At 65.5% G+C, this 16446-nt stretch carries 16 protein-coding genes; 2 read left to right on the top strand and 14 right to left on the bottom strand.

Annotation, left to right across the window (positions count from 1 at the left end; translation table 11 throughout):
* The first annotated feature begins 863 nt into the window (after positions 1–863).
* Complete coding sequence (locus RHA1_RS02240; protein WP_011593723.1) at positions 864–1796, top strand: NAD(P)H-binding protein; 933 nt, start codon at positions 864–866, stop codon at positions 1794–1796.
* A 13-nt stretch (positions 1797–1809) separates the two neighbouring features.
* On the opposite strand, the gene RHA1_RS02235 is transcribed toward RHA1_RS02240, so the two are convergent.
* Positions 1810–2418 carry an Rv1733c family protein gene (locus RHA1_RS02235; RefSeq protein ID WP_011593722.1) on the bottom strand — a complete coding sequence of 203 codons (609 nt, stop codon included), beginning with the start codon at positions 2416–2418 and terminating at the stop codon, positions 1810–1812.
* A 94-nt stretch (positions 2419–2512) separates the two neighbouring features.
* On the opposite strand from RHA1_RS02235, the gene RHA1_RS02230 reads away from it, so the two are divergent.
* Complete coding sequence (locus tag RHA1_RS02230) at positions 2513–2809, top strand: antibiotic biosynthesis monooxygenase family protein (RefSeq protein ID WP_009472946.1); 297 nt, start codon at positions 2513–2515, stop codon at positions 2807–2809.
* A 370-nt stretch (positions 2810–3179) separates the two neighbouring features.
* On the opposite strand, the gene RHA1_RS02225 is transcribed toward RHA1_RS02230, so the two are convergent.
* The 13 genes from RHA1_RS02225 to RHA1_RS02165 all read right to left on the bottom strand — a co-directional run bounded on the left by RHA1_RS02225 (position 3180) and on the right by RHA1_RS02165 (position 16441).
* Positions 3180–3425, bottom strand: coding sequence for a hypothetical protein (locus RHA1_RS02225; protein ID WP_009472943.1), 246 nt, complete (start codon positions 3423–3425; stop codon positions 3180–3182).
* Between the two features lie 160 nt (positions 3426–3585).
* Positions 3586–5334 (bottom strand): sigma-54-dependent Fis family transcriptional regulator, encoded by a 1749-nt coding sequence (locus RHA1_RS02220; RefSeq protein ID WP_011593721.1) that lies wholly within the window; start codon positions 5332–5334, stop codon positions 3586–3588.
* A 102-nt stretch (positions 5335–5436) separates the two neighbouring features.
* The gene (locus RHA1_RS02215) at positions 5437–5757 is read right to left on the bottom strand and encodes a hypothetical protein (protein ID WP_009472941.1); all 321 of its coding nucleotides are present in this window, start codon (positions 5755–5757) and stop codon (positions 5437–5439) included.
* The gene (locus tag RHA1_RS02210) at positions 5754–7124 is read right to left on the bottom strand and encodes an FAD-binding oxidoreductase (protein WP_011593720.1); all 1371 of its coding nucleotides are present in this window, start codon (positions 7122–7124) and stop codon (positions 5754–5756) included. Before RHA1_RS02210 ends, RHA1_RS02215 begins: the two co-directional genes overlap by 4 nt.
* 50 nt (positions 7125–7174) lie before the next feature.
* A complete protein-coding gene (locus RHA1_RS02205) occupies positions 7175–7501 on the bottom strand; it encodes a putative quinol monooxygenase (protein ID WP_011593719.1) in 327 nt (108 codons plus the stop codon).
* A 98-nt stretch (positions 7502–7599) separates the two neighbouring features.
* Positions 7600–9249, bottom strand: coding sequence for a chaperonin GroEL (gene groL / locus RHA1_RS02200; protein WP_005242375.1), 1650 nt, complete (start codon positions 9247–9249; stop codon positions 7600–7602).
* Positions 9250–9295: 46 nt separating this feature from the next.
* Positions 9296–10321 (bottom strand): NAD(P)-dependent alcohol dehydrogenase, encoded by a 1026-nt coding sequence (locus tag RHA1_RS02195; RefSeq protein WP_011593718.1) that lies wholly within the window; start codon positions 10319–10321, stop codon positions 9296–9298.
* Positions 10318–11061: an iron-sulfur cluster assembly protein gene (locus RHA1_RS02190; RefSeq protein WP_009472936.1), complete on the bottom strand. Its 744-nt coding sequence runs from the start codon at positions 11059–11061 to the stop codon at positions 10318–10320. The genes RHA1_RS02195 and RHA1_RS02190 overlap by 4 nt, the downstream gene beginning before the upstream one ends.
* Positions 11058–12104: an amidohydrolase family protein gene (locus tag RHA1_RS02185; RefSeq protein WP_011593717.1), complete on the bottom strand. Its 1047-nt coding sequence runs from the start codon at positions 12102–12104 to the stop codon at positions 11058–11060. The genes RHA1_RS02190 and RHA1_RS02185 overlap by 4 nt, the downstream gene beginning before the upstream one ends.
* Before the next feature lie 79 nt (positions 12105–12183).
* Positions 12184–12525, bottom strand: a complete 342-nt coding sequence (mimD, locus tag RHA1_RS02180) for a propane 2-monooxygenase effector subunit MimD (protein ID WP_005242368.1) — start codon at positions 12523–12525, stop codon at positions 12184–12186.
* Positions 12522–13628: an aromatic/alkene monooxygenase hydroxylase subunit beta gene (locus RHA1_RS02175; protein WP_011593716.1), complete on the bottom strand. Its 1107-nt coding sequence runs from the start codon at positions 13626–13628 to the stop codon at positions 12522–12524. Before RHA1_RS02175 ends, mimD begins: the two co-directional genes overlap by 4 nt.
* 50 nt (positions 13629–13678) lie before the next feature.
* Positions 13679–14722, bottom strand: coding sequence for a 2Fe-2S iron-sulfur cluster-binding protein (locus tag RHA1_RS02170; RefSeq protein WP_041810948.1), 1044 nt, complete (start codon positions 14720–14722; stop codon positions 13679–13681).
* A gap of 84 nt (positions 14723–14806) precedes the next feature.
* Positions 14807–16441 (bottom strand): ferritin family protein, encoded by a 1635-nt coding sequence (locus RHA1_RS02165; RefSeq protein WP_011593714.1) that lies wholly within the window; start codon positions 16439–16441, stop codon positions 14807–14809.
* Positions 16442–16446 lie beyond the last annotated feature (5 nt).

The raw sequence follows: 16446 nt of genomic DNA, 5'->3' as shown, positions 1-16446 counted from the left end.
GTGAGCTGTACCGTGCGGGTGGTCCGCTCAAACAACACAACACCGAATTCGCGGTGGCTGCGACATATGCGATCGCGCCGCCATTACCAATGTGAACGGTGTGGACTAATGAAGCTAGGGTGGCGCCTGTGCGTGACGTGACAGCCGGTACGTGAACGACCGGGCCGGGCAATCGTAGACACCCGTCCTACAGCCTGAGGCGGCGGCAGCGCCCGGCCGCGTTTGCGCCAAACATCACGACATCGCCTGCGGTGACGGCCGAGTTGACGAACTATCTTGCGCCCGTGCCCGCCTCCGGTATCAGTGCTCCGGAGCATGTCGCCGGCGCGCTCGAACGACAGGACCCACCGCACGATGTAGTCGCGGAGGAGGAAGAGGCGGTGTAAGGGCGTCTCGATGGTGCTGTAGCACAGCACTTTACGGCGCAGATGCCGCCGAATGGTGCGGGTGGTGACCTGCCGCATCACGGTCGTGCGGTCCAGGTTGAGCCAGACGAGATCTGGGCGCGGTCGGCGGGCAGCTCTCGGACGTTTCCGCGATCGCCTCCACGGCACGGGCCCTCGCGACGTCGGCTCGGGTAGCCCAGAGGAAGGCGCGATTGTCAGCCCGCTCATCCGAGACGGCCGCTAGCACTTGTGCCGTCCGACGAATCCGTGTCTTACTCGTTGGGTGGCTGACGTGCGTTGGCTTGTCGTACCGTCGTAGAAGTGCAGGTCGGCTCCGGTGTGCCTGCGCAGGCGCACATCCGTCTGTTTGTTTGCGCCGGCCGGTAGAACCAGGAGGTTCACGATGGCTATCGCGCGCATTTTCGTATCAGCAGGGCAGTCGTGGCTCACGGCTGACGCGGACAGTGAGATTCGGTCATGAGTGACCGCGCGCCGTTCCTGATGACCGGTGTCGGCGGTGGTTACAGCAGTATCAGCCGGTTGGTCGCCGAGCTGCTGCTCCGCAGTGGCGAGCCCGTGCGGGCGATGGTTCATCGCGACGACGGCCGCGCCGATGCCCTACGGGAGCTGGGAGCGGACATCGTCGTGGGCGATCTGACCCGCCCTGGCGACGTCGCTGCAGCGTTGGCGGGCGTGAGGCGGATGTTCTTCAACATGAGTGTCTCCGCGGACTATCTGGAGGCCGCCGCTGTCGTCTGCGCGATCGCCGACGAGCGGGGCGATCTCGAGGCGTTGGTGAACATGTCGCAGATGACGGTGTCGCAGATGACGTCGACCAGCACCGACGAGTCTCGGCACCAACGGCTGCACTGGCTCGCCGAGCGCATCATGAACTGGTCCGGTCTGCCCGTCGTCCATGTCAGACCCACGGTTTTCCTGGACAATCCGCTGTTCACCGTCGTGGCGAGCCGTTCGGTAGCCGAACGCGGCGTCTTGGCCTTGCCGTTCGGTACCGGCAGGACCTCGCCCGTTGCCGCCACCGACGTCGCCCGCGTCATCGCCGCCATTCTTCAGGATCCGGCAGGACGTATCGGGCAGGTCTTCGAGCTGACCGGCCCCGCCGTCCTGGACATCGATGGCCTCGCCGAGCAGTACACCCGTGGCTTGGGTCGGCCGGTAACGGGATCCGATCTGCCCTACGGCAGCTTCGTGGAGCTGATGGGCGCGGTGCCCGGTATCTCGTCGCACACCGTGCAACACCTTCTCACGGTCGCCACACTGCACCGCGACGATCGCTACAATCGGCTGACCACCGACGTCGAGGACGTCACCGGGCAGCCCGCGCAGTCGGTCGAGCAGTACGTCGCCGCACACCGCGAGCTGTTCTCGAGGCCGGCTGCCGCTGGGTAGAGGGTCTTGGTGGTCATCGCGGTGGTGCGTCGAACCGAGTCCACTCCGATGCCCACTGCCGCATCCGGGTCCGGGCCGACACTGCGTGTACGAGTGCCGGGACGAGGGCGATGCTGCCGGATCCGAGCGCCCATACCCCGCATGCGGCGGTCACGGCCACCACCGTGTCTTCCCGGTTACTTCGGATGGGGCCGGTGAGGTTGCCGTCGGCGCCGACGCTGATGGTGGTGGTCTGACCCGCCGTCGCGTGCGCATCGGTGGGTACCACGGCGGTGTGGTCCCCGTTGGGCGTGGACCAGCGGACTCGGGCACTGTCCTGGTTGTGGCTGTGTCGAAGTGCGTCGTCGGGGGTGTCGGGTGCTGGGTGGGTGTCCTCGAGCAGGACTGCGGGTACTTGGTGCACGCCGGAGCGCAGCGTTTGGGTTTGTTGTTCCAACCTGGTGTGGGTCGCCGTTCCGAATGCGGCGGCGCACGGGACCAGCAGCAGTATAAGCATCGCGGCGAGCAGCACGAGGACGGCCTCGTATCGGTCGCCGCGGCGCATCAGGCGGTTGCGACTCCACGGCCCGAGTCGCCACAACCGGATCGGCGTGGGTACCGGTGCCGATTCCTCCCGACGCATCATCCGACCTCCGGCAGGATTGCGGTTCTCCTCCTTTCGATTGTGCGACGGAATCCGTGGCGGTGCATTCCTGGCGGCGTCGCATACTGTGCCGATGATCCTGGAACACGCACTGCTGTCCGTGGCACCCGAGAGAGTCGAGGAATTCGAATCTGCATTCGGGCGGGCCGAGTCGATCATTTCGTCGATGCCCGGATTCCTGCGACTGCGATTGTCACGCGGCCTCGAGCGACCGAATGTCTATCTCCTGCTGGTCGAGTGGGAAGAACTCGAAGACCACACCGAAGGTTTTCGGCAATCCAGCCGGTACCAGCAGTGGAAGGACCTGCTGCACCACTTCTACGATCCCTTCCCGCTCGTAGAGCACTACGCGCCTGTCCGCGAAGTGTGATTCGAGGCCTCGCCGAGGCTGGCGCAACACGCGGACACCAGTCTGGTGGTGGCGGGGCTTCCGCCGTCACCACAGGACGGGCACACCATCGTGACGGTCCGTGCGATTTCGTCGACAGTGACGGTGAGCGGCACGGCGCACTGGCGGCACCACCTGTGTCGCGTGACGGCGTTGACGTGTGTCGGCGACGCGACGCATTGGTGAATCCACCGTCGGTGTAGCGGGCACGTCGTCCGATCGTCGGGGGCCAAGGTTCGCGCATCCTCAGCGGCGTCTTCCCTGGCCAGTTGATCACTCAGCACGGTCGCGCAGGACCGTCTCACCCCAGATGAGCGGTGGGCCGGTGCGAGACGGATCGCGTAGGAGGTAGTCATGGGGTCACCTCGACGAGATCGAACCGGGAGTGCAATTGCGCCCAGGTCGCCCGGCGACGGCCATCGTGGGTGCGGTAACCGCTGCCCGGCTCCGGAACCCAGGTCCGCATCAGATCGTCACGTACCGCGGGACGGTCGGTGGGTTCGCACGTGTGCGCCAGCGCGGCGACCAGCCACACCCGGGAGGTGGTGCTGCCGGGGGAGACCGAGTCGGTATCCGCGCCGAGCGGGTTCGTAGTCATGGGTCGTCCTCACGTCGGTCCCCGTCGCGTACCGGTACTCGAAAAAGGTTGGACCTCAACGAGTTGCTGATCCGCGCGGGATTCTCTGTCTGACCTCATGATCCGCCGGCTGGGGTGTGATGCATGTCTCATTTCCTGACACCAAGCGGTGCGGGCGACGTCATATGTCGATGCCGAATTCCTTGATCTTGCGGTAGATGGTGGCCCGTGAGATGCCGAGAGCTGTTGCTGCGGCCTTCTTGTTGCCGTGGTTCTCTTCGAGGCTGCGCACGATGGCGTCGCGTTCGAGGGCCTCGATCTGTGTGAGTGTGTGTCGGCTCAGAGCTCGGCACATCGGGGGAAGCTGCTCGACCTCGACGACCCCGGAGCGCTGACGCTGGACCACGTCGTGCAGAACCTGCCGGAGCTCGGTGACGTTGCCGGGCCAGCTGTACTTGCAGAGTTGGCGCATCGCCGCAGGCGAGAGAGACAAGTCCGCGCCGCGCCCTAGCTGTCGCAGCAAATGCGGTACCAAGCTGTGAAGATCGTCGATGCGATGACGCAGCGCGGGCATGGTGACGGTATGGCTGAAGTGGGGAAGGATCAGCGTGTCGAGGTCGGTGTTGTGATCGGTTCCGCCGATGGTCGCGCCGATCCATCCGGCGTGTTCGCGTCCTTGAACGAGGTCGGCGACAGTCCGCAGCTGCGACTCGCCGAGGAGGTCGATGTCGCGCAGGATGACGCTGAATCGGTCTTGTCCGAGTTCCTGTTCGAGTGCCGGCAGGCCGGCGCTGTCGCCCGCCAGTTCGGCCACCGTGAAGATCCGTGTGCGGATGGGAATATGCTCGATGGCAACAGCTTTGAGAGCTGATGCGCGGCCGCTTCCGGCTTCGCCGGAGACGGTGACCCACTGTTGTTCGCGCGCGCAGCGAGCGATCTGCTGGCAACTGCGACGCCAGGACGCGCTGTTACCGGTGATTCCGGGCAAGACGCGGATGCTCTCCAGAGCAGGGGAACCCGATGTGGGGATCTCCAGCAGATGTACGTAGAACAAGGCCAGCTGCCGTCGGGCCCCGAGCCCGAAGTCCTCGACCGAGGACAGCCGGGCCGTCTGCCCGCTGGGGAGGGCGACGATGTGTCGTTGGATGGCCGGAGCGCCGCTCAGGTCGACGGCGTGTTCGAGCAACGCACCCTGATCCTGGGCATCCAGTGCCACGCGTAGTTTTCGGTTGACGAGAACGACGTCGTCGCCGAGCGCCAACACCCCCGTTCGGGGTGACCGTCGACAGGCCTTCAGATAGGCGTTGAGTAACGCGGTCTGGTCCGCACTGGCCTGTGCCAGGAGCCGACCTTCGATCTGAGCCGTGGCGGATTTGGCGAGGGTGGCCAACAGCGGGCCCCCGTCCTCTACCCAGCCGGTGAGATCGAGCGCGCCGACGAGGGCGCCCGACATCGGATGGGTGATCGGGACACCGGCGCATGCCAGTTGCCCGAGACAGTCGGCGTAGTGTTCGGCGCCCGTCACCAGGGTGGGCTGACGAGTTTCGAGAGTGGTGCCGATTCCGTTGGTGCCGACGAATTCTTCCGAGTAGCTGTAACCGGGTATCAGTTGGACGTCGTCGAGTGTGCGATTGAGTCGTCGGCTGGCGGTGATCCTGGTCAAGATCACTCCGTCAGCCGAGGTCAGGATGACGCTCACCGGTTCGTCGACCAGTCCGTCCGCGAGTTGCCGCAGCACGGGTTCGGCTGCCGCCACGAGAGGGCAGTCCAGATTCGGCTCTCGTACGAACGGGAGGTCGAGTTGGTCGGGGCGCACCTTGAGCGACTTCGATCGCTGCCACGAGTACGAGATGGGCTGGCGGACGGAGCTGTCGAGGCCGTCGTCGGCGAGGAACAGCTCTCGCGCCTTCTGTAGATCCTTGCTGGTCATGCTGTATTGACGCCCCGATTCTCCGCCTCTCACGTAGTTGAGGGTACGTCGTCTCGATGTGAGACGGGTCTCAATATGAGACGGGGTGGTGGAGGACCGGGATCAGTGCGGGGAGGGCCGCGGCGTCGGCCGGGATGCACTGTCATCGACGTGGCCTTTCGACGCAGGGGAACGGGGATGAGCGATTCGCTGTAGCCGCTCGGCGCACACGGCGAGAAGACGGTGCCGGAGGGTGTCGTCGAGGGGCGGGAAACGGCGCCCGGCCAGGACCTTCAGGCGTTCGAAGTACCGCGCCTCGGTCCACCCGAACGTGACGAAGATGTCTTCGGCGCTGCCGCCGCCGAACACTGCCCACCGATTGCCGAACTCCAGGACGAGGTCGTCGTCCCGCTTCGATCGGACATGTGGTTTCGTGGGTGTCATATCGCACGCCCCGGATTGAGAATTCCGGTGGGGTCGAACGCTGCCTTGACTTCTGCCATCAGGGACCTCTCCACCGAGCCGATCATGGGTTCGAGGTAGCGGCGTTTGAGGTCGCCGACGCCGTGCTCGCCCGTGATGGATCCGCCCAGCGCCAAGCATCCCGCCACCATCTCGTCGAAGGCTTGGTGAGCCCGTTCGGTGGCGTCCGGATCTGCGGCGTCGAACACGATCGTGGGGTGGAGGTTGCCGTCGGCAGCGTGCCCGAAGGTGCCGACGAGGAGGTGGTGGTGGTCGGCGATGCGGGTAATCGCGTCGAGCATGTGCGGTAGCCGGGGCACGGGCACGGCCAGGTCGTCGAGCAGAGTGCTGCCGCGGCGTTCGAGGGCGGTCAGCGCCACACTGCGGGCCTGCATGAGGGCGTGACCTTCGGCGGGGTCGGCGCTCACGTACAGCTCGGTGGCCGCGGCGGCACGGCACGCGTCCGCGCTGCGCCGGGCCTCCTGCTCGGCCGCGTCGCCGTCGCATTGGATCAACAGCAGCGCGCCGGCCGTCTGGTCGAGACCCATGTGGGTCATGTCGTTGACGGCCGAGACGGTGGTGCGGTCCATGAGTTCCACCAGGCTCGGGTCGGCCACTTCCTGAATCGCAATCACCGCGTCGACCGCCTGGACGGGCTCGGCGAAGGCGGCGACGACGGTGGCCGTGCGTGCCGGTGGTCGACGCAGCCGCATGGTCGCCTCCACGATGACGGCCAGCGTGCCCTCGGACCCCACGAGCAGTTGGGTCAGGTTCAATCCGGCGACATTCTTGCGAGTGGCGGCACCGGTGTGGATGATCCGGCCGTCGGCGAGCACCGCCTTGATCCGGGCGACGTGGTCGCCGGTGACCCCGTATTTCGCGCAGCATGCTCCGCCGGCATTGGTCGCGAGGTTTCCCCCGATCGTGGAGACGGCGCGACTGCCGGGGTCGGGGACGTACCAGAGTCCGCGATCCGCGGCCGCGGCGGCGAGGTCACCGTTGATCACTCCCGGCTCGACCGTGGCGGTGCGGGACTGTTGGTCGATGGTGAGGATGCGGTCGAGTTTCTCGGTGCTGAGCACGATGCAGCCGTCGATCGCGTTGGCCCCGCCGGCGAGACCGGTGCCCGCCCCTCTCGTGACGACCGGAATGCCGTACCGGTGGGCGGTTTTCAGGGTTGTGACGACGTGATCGGTGGTCCGGGCGCGGACCACCGCGATCGGATGTCCGGAGGGGGAGAGCAACGACTGGTCGCGGGTGTAGGCGATCATGGTGTCGCTGTCGGTCATCACGGCATCGCCCAGTGCCGCGAGCAGACCCGCGACGGGGCCTGTCGTCACCACGGTCATGCTTGTCCTTCCATAATCTTGTATTCCGTCAGGTTGTGCACCGCACCGGGTTACCGGTTGATCTCCAGTTCGCCCATGCGGGACCAGTCGGTGCCGGGTAGTTCGGTGTGGAGGATGCGCGGTGTCTCGCTCAGTGCCGGGCGCATCGCGTCCAATCCCTTCCGGAAGTGGTCGGCAGCGACGTGGTCGGAGCCGGCCTGCCCGTCCCGGAACGCCTCGATCAGCACGAACTGGGCGGGATCGTCTGCGCTGCGATGCCATTCGAACCAGAGATTGCCCGGCTCGGATCGGGTCGCGTCGGTGAACTCCTTGGTGACGAGTAACCAATCGTTCCGGTACTTGTCGAGGACATTGAACTTCACGACGATGAAAATCACGATGACTCACTTTCTTTCGGACGAATGCCTCCCCGCCGGAACGGGGGAGTGGGTCACCGCCTCGCAGGACCGTCGAGGCGGTGACCCACGGGCTTGCTCTAGTAGATGTTGGACGGGCGGACCATGCCTTCGGCGAGATCGCCGAAACCGGGTGCCATGATGGCGCCGGGATTGCCCAGCACCTCTTCCACGACAGCGGTCTCGGTGGTGATCAGAAGTGCCGCGATCGAGGCCGCGCTCTCGAGTGCGGCGCGGGTGACCTTGAACGGATCGATCACCCCGTCGTCGAACATGTCCCCGTATTCACCGGTGAGTGCGTTGAACCCGTGCCCGAGCGGCAAACCGGCGACCACCTCGACGACCTCGTCGCCGTCGAACCCGGCGTTGATCGCGATCCAGCGCAGCGGTTCGGCGAGGGCGCGGCGCACGACGTCACACCCGATGGCCTCGTCGCCGGTCAGGTCGAGATCGGCCAACGCCCGATGCGACTGCGCCAGCGCGGTACCACCACCGGAGACGATCCCCGCCTCCACCGCGGCGCGAGTGGCGGCCAGAGCGTCCTCGACGCGCAACATCCGCTCCTTGAGCTCGACGCTGGTCGCGCCGCCGACGCGGATGACGGCAACTCGACCGGTGAGCCGGGCGATGCGCAGTTCGAGGCTTTCCTGGTCCGCCTCGATCTTGGCGCGCTCGTGCTGGGACTCGAGCTGGGCGATGCGGGCGTCGAGCAGGCGCTGGTCCCCGTGCCCGCCGACGATCGTGGTCTCGTTCTCGGTGACGGTGATGCGGTCACACGAACCGAGATGCTCGACACTGATTTCGGACAGTTCGATGCCGGTGTCCTTGGCGATCACGTGCCCACCCAGTGCCACCGCGAGGTCTTCGAGCTCGGCGACCCGGCGGTGTCCGAAACCGGGGGCCCGGACGACCACCGACTGCATTGTCTTGTGCATGTTGCCGCCGACGAGTAGTTGCAGGGCCGGCCCGTCGACTTCCTCGGCAAGCACCACCAGGGGCCGGTCGGCGCGCTTGGCCACCTCGATGCTCGGCATGATGTCTTGGACCTGGGTGATCTTCTTGTTGGTCAGCAGGATCAGCGGATTGGTGTGCACCGCTTCCATCCGCTCCGGGTCGGTGACCATGTAGCCGGAGATGTAGCCGTGATCGAACTCGATGCCGTCGACGATGTCGACCGACAGCCCGAGGGTGTCGCTCTCCTCGGTGGTGACGACCCCGGACTTGCCGACGTAGTCGACGGCCTTCGAGATGGCGTGCCCGATCACCTCGTCGTCGCTGGCGGCGAGGGTCGCGATCCGTTGCAGATCGCTCTGCCCCCCGATCTGGGAGGCCTGTTCGTGGAGGGAGTCGACGACCACGGACACGGCCCGTTCGATGCCGCGGCGCACCCGCATGGGGTTGGCGCCGGCGTCGACGGACCGCAGCCCCTCTCGGACCATAGCCTGGGCGAGCACGGTTGCGGTGGTGGTGCCGTCGCCGACCACACCATTGGTCTTCATCGCCACTTCCTTGACCAGCTGGGCGCCCATGTTGGCGAAGGGTTCGCGGAGCTGGATCTCGCGGGCGATGGTCACGCCGTCGTTGGTGATCGTCGGTGGTCCGGTGAGCTTTTCGAGCACCGCGTTGCGCCCCTTGGGGCCGAGGGTCACCTTGACCGCGTCGGCGAGGGCGTTGACGCCGTGCTCGAGCCGCGCCCGGGCGTCCGTGTTGTACCGCAGCTCTTTTGCCATGGCTGATGTTTCCTTTCGTGCGTACTCGAGCGGGGGATGCGATGTGCTACGGGACGAGAATCGCCCGGCCGCGCACCCGGCCGGCATCGAGATCGTCGAGTGCTTGCTGGAAGTCCTCGAGCCGGTACCGGGTGGTGTGCAGGGTGACCTTGCCCTGGGCGGCAAGGGTCATGAGCTCCTGGAGGTCGTTGTAGGAGCCGACGAGATTTCCGATGAAGTTGATCTCGGTGGAGATCACATCGATCGTCGGGACGTCGATGTTCTCGCCGTACCCGACGACGTAGTAGTTCCCGGCGCGGCGCAGCATCGCGATCCCTTCTGCAGTCGCACCGCCCTCGCCGACGAAGTCGACGACGGCCTCGGCGCCGTGACCGCCGGTCAGGTCGAGCACCTGCTGGATGTGGGTGCCGTCGGCGACGATGCCGTGGTCGGCGCCGATCTTCACGGCGAGTTCGACGGCCGCGGGGTTGCGGTCGAGCACGACCACGGTGACGCCGGAGATCGCCTTCAGGACCTGGATGCCGATGTGACCGAGCCCGCCGGCCCCGATCACCACGCACACGTCTCCGGGCCGAGTCGTCTTCGCGACCTTGGCAACGGCGTGGTACGCCGTCAGGCCCGCGTCGGCGAGGGCGGCGACGTCGGCCGGTTCGAGCGAGTCGTCGATCCGGACCACGCTGCGGGCGGTGGTGCGCAGATATTCGGCGTACCCGCCGTTGACGTCGATGCCGGGGAATGTGCTGTTCTGGCAGTGCACGTCGTCACCGGACCGGCACGCCCGGCACAGTCCGCACGTGATGAGCGGGTGCAGAATCACCTTGTCGCCGACCGTCACGTTGGTGACGGCGTCACCCACGGCGTGGACCCAGCCGGAGTTCTCGTGGCCGATCGTGTACGGCAGCGCGACACCGGACTTCGCCTCCCACTGCCCTTCGAGGATGTGCAGGTCGGTGCGGCACACACCCGCGCCGCCGATGCGCACGATGACATCGAGCGGGCCGTCGATCGTGGGTTCGGGAATGTCGGTGAGCTGCAGTTTGGTGTGGTATCCCACCACTTGCACGGCCTTCATCGCGGGCTCCTGGTTCTGAGATTGGTGATTCGCGGTGTGGCGCCGACGGATTCGCCGTCGGCGTAGCGGGTGGCGAGCAGGCCGCGGCAGAAATGCGCGTTGCCTTCCATCGAGATGCGCACCGACTTGGCGAAGCGCAGCCGCATCGGCACCGATTCCGGGGCGATGCGCTTCCCGTCGTCGTCGACGAACACCCGACTGGCGGGGCAGATGCTCAACCCGATACCGATCCGGCGACGCAGCAGCGCGGCCTTGGCCTTCCCGGGAGCGAGGTCGCTGAGGGTGAGCCGGTAGATCTCGTTCACACCCACATCGGTGGTCTTCAGGTGCGCCTCGACACACCGCTCCATCGCCGCGGCGTGTGCCTTGGACCGGAACGTTCGGCGCAACTCGTGCAGACTCTCCTCCGCCTCGGAGCCGAACGTCCCGACGTATCCGGCGTCCGCCGCGAGACCGGTGTTGATCTTGTCGCTGTCGTGGTGGTCGTCGAGCAGCACCCGCACCTCGCCGATGTCCTCGACCAGACGCAGGGCGTCGAGGGCGTCGGAGGCCATGAGGTAGGCGAAGTTCGGCGAGCAGAACGCGGTGGGCAGCCGCAGGTGCACGGTCACCCCGTCGTCGTCGAGCATCACCGACCGGACGAAACCGAGATCGGTGATCGGCTCGTCCAGTTCCGGGTCAGTGACCGTCGCGAGCGCCGCGAGGATGTCCTCCTCCGCGCCGACGGCAAGGGTGGTCATGATGACACGACCTCCCTCGCTCCTGCCGCGACCTCGACACCTTCCTGCCCGGCCGGCTCGGGCAGCTGCAGGTCCGCGGGAACATCGATGTCGTACAGCGCTGCCGCGTTGAGGCCGAGGATCTTCTGCTTCTGCAGGGCGGTGATCGGGGCGTAGTCGGTCAGCATGTCCTCGGGGATCTGGAAGTCGACGAACTTCTCGATCAGCCACTTCGGGGTCCACAGCGCATAGTCGCTGCCGAACAGGATCTTGTCCTCGCCGATCCAGTAGAGCAATTCGCCGATGATCTGGGCGAAGTAGCGGGGCCGGGTGTGGATGAACGGAAGGGCAACCGCCAGGCCGCCGTACACGTTCGACTCCTGCGTGGCGATCCAGCAGAAGTCCTCGAGCCGTGGAAGGCCCACGTGCTCGACGACGAACCGCAGGTCCAGGTAGTCGGTGGCGACCTTGTCGATGTCGGAGACGTCGAAGGCGTCGCGGTCGAGGGGACGGATCGTCGGGCCCTTGTGGACGTGAATGTTCTTGATCCCCAGCTCGATGCACTCTTCGAGGTAGCGCCGCGACCACGGGTCGTCGAGTTTGTAGCCGCGGGAGTCGCCGTGCCATTCGGCGGTGTAGAGTTTGACGCCCTGCAGGTTCATCCGGTCGGCGTCCTTGCGGAGCTGTTCGAGCCCGGCCTCCTCGTGGCGCGGGTCGTAGGCGTGGTTGTAGGTCAGTTTGCCGGGGTGCTTGGCGACCAGGGCGAGTGCTTCGTCGGTTCGCCCGAATCCGTTGTGGTAGAAGTCGCTGAGCAAGGTGGCCTGGAAGATCGCGTGGTCGACGTATCCCTCCACGAAGATGTCACGCTCGAAGCGTTCGCTGCCGTAGTACGTGTAGGTGTCGTAGTCCCACACGACCTCTTCGGGGCTGAGGTTCTTGTGATAGTCGTAGAAGCAGTCGATGAACTGCTTGCCGTGCACGTTCTTCTGGTTCGACTCGCGGGCGTCCCAGACGTGTACGTGGCCGTCCACGATGAAGTATTTCTGACCGTCCTTCTGATACATCGGGTCCTCGCTTGGTCCTGGTTTTCGGGTGGGCTGGGGGTGTCCGGGGCCACCCTGTGTGGCCCCGGACGGCTGCGGTCTACTGCGCTGTGAGGTCGAATCCGATGTACTCGGCGGCGTCCTCCGGGCTTGCGAACAGCAGGGTCTTCTCGTCGAGGTGGACCATGCGCCCGTAGTGGGTGGAGCTGATCTCCTCGAAGATGGAGCCGTCGAATTCCTGACCCAGGGCGTCTGTGAGTTCCTCGTAGTCGAAGTCGAGCAGGCGTTGGCCGTCGACGCGGATCATCGACGGGTACTCGGTCAGCTCCACACCGTCCTTGGCGCCCATCACCTCCGCGACGACACGGCCGATGGGGGTGTTCATCAAGGTGACACCACACATGTTGGAGAACTCTGTGGACGATCCGAATTGCATGCTCACTGGTCCAACTCCTTGGGGATGTCGAGCCCGAGGTCCTCGAGCAGGGAACGGAACTTGTCGGTGGCGGCGTCGAAACTGGTGGCGAAGGTGATCGCCTTGTCGGCCGGCTGCGACCAGATCGGCTGCAGCGCCCGGGCGGCGTCGAGGCACCGTGGCACCCAGATGGCGAGCCAGGTGCCGAACAGCTCCTTGTTCGCCTCCCCGTGCTCGGGGTCTCGGGTGAGCAACCGGAACAGGTTGCGGGTGTAGGCGAGGTCGCGGTCGTAGTCGTGTTCGCCGGTGCCCACGATGGTGGGCGTGATGTAGTCACCGTTCCCGGCGGCGATCTGCATGACCAGTTCGCTGCGGAACAGGGTGCCGACCAGCTGCTCGAAGACGATGTTCGAGCCGAACAGCAGCTCACACCAGTCGGGAACCGCGGTGAGCCGCTCGACGACCTCACGGGTGGGCTGCCACTCGGGCGCGGACTGCCAGACCTCCTTGTGGGCGGTGCCGTCGAAGTTCTCGGTGGCCTCGGACAGGTCCAGGTTGAACAGGGCCAGGTCTTGGGCGAAGCGCATCTTGTGGGCGGCGTTCACCGCGACGGCGGTGTTGATCATGTTCGTCGGGCAGGACCGCTGGATGGAGGTGAACACGTGCAGAGCCAACCCGTTCTCGGCGTGCATCCACGCCCCCAGGTTGCGGGAGATGAACGTCAGCCACGGCGTGTTCCAGCCGTCGTAGACCCGGGCACGCTTGGCGTTGGACAGGCACAACTCCACCTGGTGGACCACCTTGGAGTTGTTGCGGTAGATGGTCTGGTCCCATTCCTCGTTCGGATCGAGGAAGGCGTGCCAGTTCGACGACTTCGCGGCCGTCCACTCCTGCGGATAGCCGCCGGGACCGTCACCGAAGCCGTAGATCCAGCCCTGGGAGAGGTGGCGGTCGGGATCCGGCTGCACGTCAACGGTCACGTCCTCGTACATCGTCGACCGCTTCTTGGCTGGCGTGTAGTAGGTGAAGGTGCGGCTGCGGGAGCTGGGGAACTCCAGCGCACCGGCTTCGGAGTCGGTGAACTCGATCTTCGGGAAGCTGCGTTGCTTGGACTCGGCGGTTGCGGTCATCTCGTTTCTCTGTTCTGTCGGTGGAGCAGGAAGGTGGTTTCCCAGGACGTCTACTCGAAGGCGGGGCTGGTGAACTTGTCGTAGAAGATCTGGTCTTTCGGGGTGCCGTTCGCCTCGAGCAGTTCCAGGGCGGCGTCGACCATCGGCGGCGGCCCGCACAGGTACACCTCGGCCCGGCCGATGTCCGGTTCGCGGCGGCCGACGACGTCGGTGACGTTGCCGTCCTCGACGGCGATCGCACCCACCGGCGGCGGGTCCATCGATTCCGAGAGGCAGGCCACGAACGTGAAATCCGTCAATCCTCGTCCGAGCTCGAGGATCTCGTCGACGTAGAACAGGTCCTGCGGGGTGCGGGCACCGTAGTAGAAGTGCACCTGCCGGGTGTTGCCCGTCTCGCTCATGTGCCGCAGCAGCGACAGCAGCGGAGCCATCCCCGCGCCGCCGCCGATGAAGACCATCGGCAGGACATGGCCTTCCTTGATGGTGAACGACCCGTATGGTCCGGTCAGGGCGATCTCGTCACCCACCGAGATCCCGTCCTCGAGCAGTCCGGCGAACTTGCCACCGGGGTATTTCTTGATGAGGAACTCGACATGCCCCGGCGTCGACCGGGTGGTCGCCATGGAGAAGGACCGATGCTCCTCGGTGCCCGGGATGTGCAGGTCGGAGTACTGACCGGGTTTGAATTCGTATCCCGCCGGCTCGACCGGGGCCAACCGGAGAGACACGATGTCCTTGGTCATCGGCTCGATCCTGGTCACCCGAGTGCGCACATCCTGGATGGGGACGCCGCCGAGAAGTTCGTCCTCGTCGAAATTGAGCAGCTCGATGGTGCAGTCGCTGTAGGCAGTCGAGCGGCAGAGCAGGACGTGTCCCTCGTCGACCTCGGCGTCGTTGCACGCAAACGTCGAGTAGTCCTCCATCTGGATATCGCCTTCGAGGACAAAGGATTTGCAGGCCGAGCAGCGTCCCTCGCGGCAGCCGTGCATCAGGTGGATGCCTTGCCGGAACGCGGCATCGAGGATGTACTCGTCTTCGCCGACTTCCATCTCGATGTCGACGGGCTCGAAGTTGATACGGTGCTTGTCGGCCACGGGGTCTCTCCTGGACTCGTGAAATGAATGGTGAAGCGGTGGGTGGCGCCGGAGTGGCCGCGGCGCCACCCACCGAGCCTGAGATCAGGCCGGAACTGCGCCGCCGGCGCGGTACGCGGCGATGTGCGCGTTGCGTTCGGCGTCGGACATCTCGTTCAGGAGCACGTTCGGGCTCTGGAAGGTGTTGCCCCGCACGTCGTCGAGAGTCCACATCTTCTTCGGATCGTCGAGATCGAGGTGCGGTTGGCCGACCAGGGTCTTGCCGTCGTCGCGAACATAGCCGAGATCGGAGACGATGTCGGCGAGGTCCTTGCCGTGATGCAGGGTTTCCCACTCCCGGAATCCGGTGAGCCGGCCCATGTTCGGGGTCGGGCGGCCCTGGTACTCGCTGCGGAATGCGACGGCGTCGGTCCAGTAGCAGGTTTCCGAGCAGTAGGTCCGCCACTGGTCGTCGACCTTCTCCACGACCATGTCCTCACGGATGAGGGCGGGAACCATGCAGGTCCAGCAGCGGTGCGGGTACTGGTATCCGACCTCCTCGAACGCGATCGGCTTGTTGCGGCCGGGGTAGGCGAGCCGGTTGTACTCCTCCCACCACTTGCCGTACTTCGAGTACCAGCCCGGGTACTTGTGCTCGAACCACTCGAAGTCCTTGTCGGTCATCGCGTCGATTCGCCAGTAGTTCACCGGCCATCCGGTGGCGAAGAACCGGGCCACCTCGTGGACGTAGCCCTTGTCGGTGATCCGCTTCCACGCCTCCTCGACCAGGTCGTGCGGGATCGTCAGGCCGTACTTCTCGAGCGGGATGAGGTAGCTGCGGTAGTAGTCGTCGTAGATCCACCGCCGCCACATCTCGGCGTAGCTTTCCCGGTCCTTGCGGCGGTCCTTCGTGCCGTACTCGATGAAGGTGCCGATCGCGGCGTCGACGACGCAGTGGTTGTTCCACCACGCGTACCGCAGGTCACGTTCGAGCAGTGGACGGTTGCGCTCGTCGGCGAGTGCCATCAGCAGGATCGAGTAGCCGTTGGAGATGTGCCGCGACTCGTCCGACTGCACCGAGTGGAAGACCGTCGGCAACAGGTAGTCACCGTTGGCGGCCGCCTCGTCGGGCATGGCTACGAACAGGGTGTTGGTGAACGCTGTCTCGGCGACCACGGTCAGGTAGATGTTCGCCGCGGTGATCGCGTCGCCGGTGATGAAGCCTTCACCGAACTGCCTGCCGATGGTGCCCGCGTAGTTGTTCGCGAACGCCTTCTCGGTCATGTCGAAACCGGCGGGATCGATGTAGTTGTTCATGTACAGCTTCTTGAGGTTCATCTGGATCGTCGAGTGACGAACCTCGTCGATCATCTGCACCGCCAGCCCGTTGTGGATCTCCGGGTTGGGGACGGCGTCGATGGCCATGGGCATCGCTCGGGCGGCCGAGATCTCCGGGAACGGAATGATCGACAGGAACAGCTTCTGCCATTCGAGCCACCGCTGCTGCACCTGGCGGAACATGTTGCCGCGGATGGCACCGTCCATGGCGCCGTACACGCGGTTGTCCTTCTCTTCCTCCATCGGGAAGTAGGACCGCATGATTTGCTTGAGAGGATCCTTCTTCGGAGCCTTCTCGAAGGTGTAGTCGGTGCCGAACCGGGTGGCCGGGGTTGCGAATGTCGGATCCCATGACAGTTCGGTGATCTTCGCGTGGGCCTTTGTCAGGCTTTGCCTACTCAATGTGC

Source organism: Rhodococcus jostii RHA1 (assembly GCF_000014565.1).
Lineage (GTDB): Bacteria > Actinomycetota > Actinomycetes > Mycobacteriales > Mycobacteriaceae > Rhodococcus_F > Rhodococcus_F jostii_A.
This window is presented reverse-complemented; position numbering and strand designations above follow the sequence as displayed.

Bases quoted from the DNA above. Each gene is read 5' to 3' on its own strand.
- RHA1_RS02240 (WP_011593723.1), top strand. From the start codon at position 864: ATGAGTGACCGCGCGCCGTTCCTGATGACCGGTGTCGGCGGTGGTTAC.
- RHA1_RS02235 (WP_011593722.1), bottom strand. From the start codon at position 2,418: ATGCGTCGGGAGGAATCGGCACCGGTACCCACGCCGATCCGGTTGTGG.
- RHA1_RS02230 (WP_009472946.1), top strand. From the start codon at position 2,513: ATGATCCTGGAACACGCACTGCTGTCCGTGGCACCCGAGAGAGTCGAG.
- RHA1_RS02225 (WP_009472943.1), bottom strand. From the start codon at position 3,425: ATGACTACGAACCCGCTCGGCGCGGATACCGACTCGGTCTCCCCCGGC.
- RHA1_RS02220 (WP_011593721.1), bottom strand. From the start codon at position 5,334: ATGACCAGCAAGGATCTACAGAAGGCGCGAGAGCTGTTCCTCGCCGAC.
- RHA1_RS02215 (WP_009472941.1), bottom strand. From the start codon at position 5,757: ATGACACCCACGAAACCACATGTCCGATCGAAGCGGGACGACGACCTC.
- RHA1_RS02210 (WP_011593720.1), bottom strand. From the start codon at position 7,124: ATGACCGTGGTGACGACAGGCCCCGTCGCGGGTCTGCTCGCGGCACTG.
- groL (WP_005242375.1), bottom strand. From the start codon at position 9,249: ATGGCAAAAGAGCTGCGGTACAACACGGACGCCCGGGCGCGGCTCGAG.
- RHA1_RS02195 (WP_011593718.1), bottom strand. From the start codon at position 10,321: ATGAAGGCCGTGCAAGTGGTGGGATACCACACCAAACTGCAGCTCACC.
- RHA1_RS02190 (WP_009472936.1), bottom strand. From the start codon at position 11,061: ATGACCACCCTTGCCGTCGGCGCGGAGGAGGACATCCTCGCGGCGCTC.
- RHA1_RS02185 (WP_011593717.1), bottom strand. From the start codon at position 12,104: ATGTATCAGAAGGACGGTCAGAAATACTTCATCGTGGACGGCCACGTA.
- RHA1_RS02175 (WP_011593716.1), bottom strand. From the start codon at position 13,628: ATGACCGCAACCGCCGAGTCCAAGCAACGCAGCTTCCCGAAGATCGAG.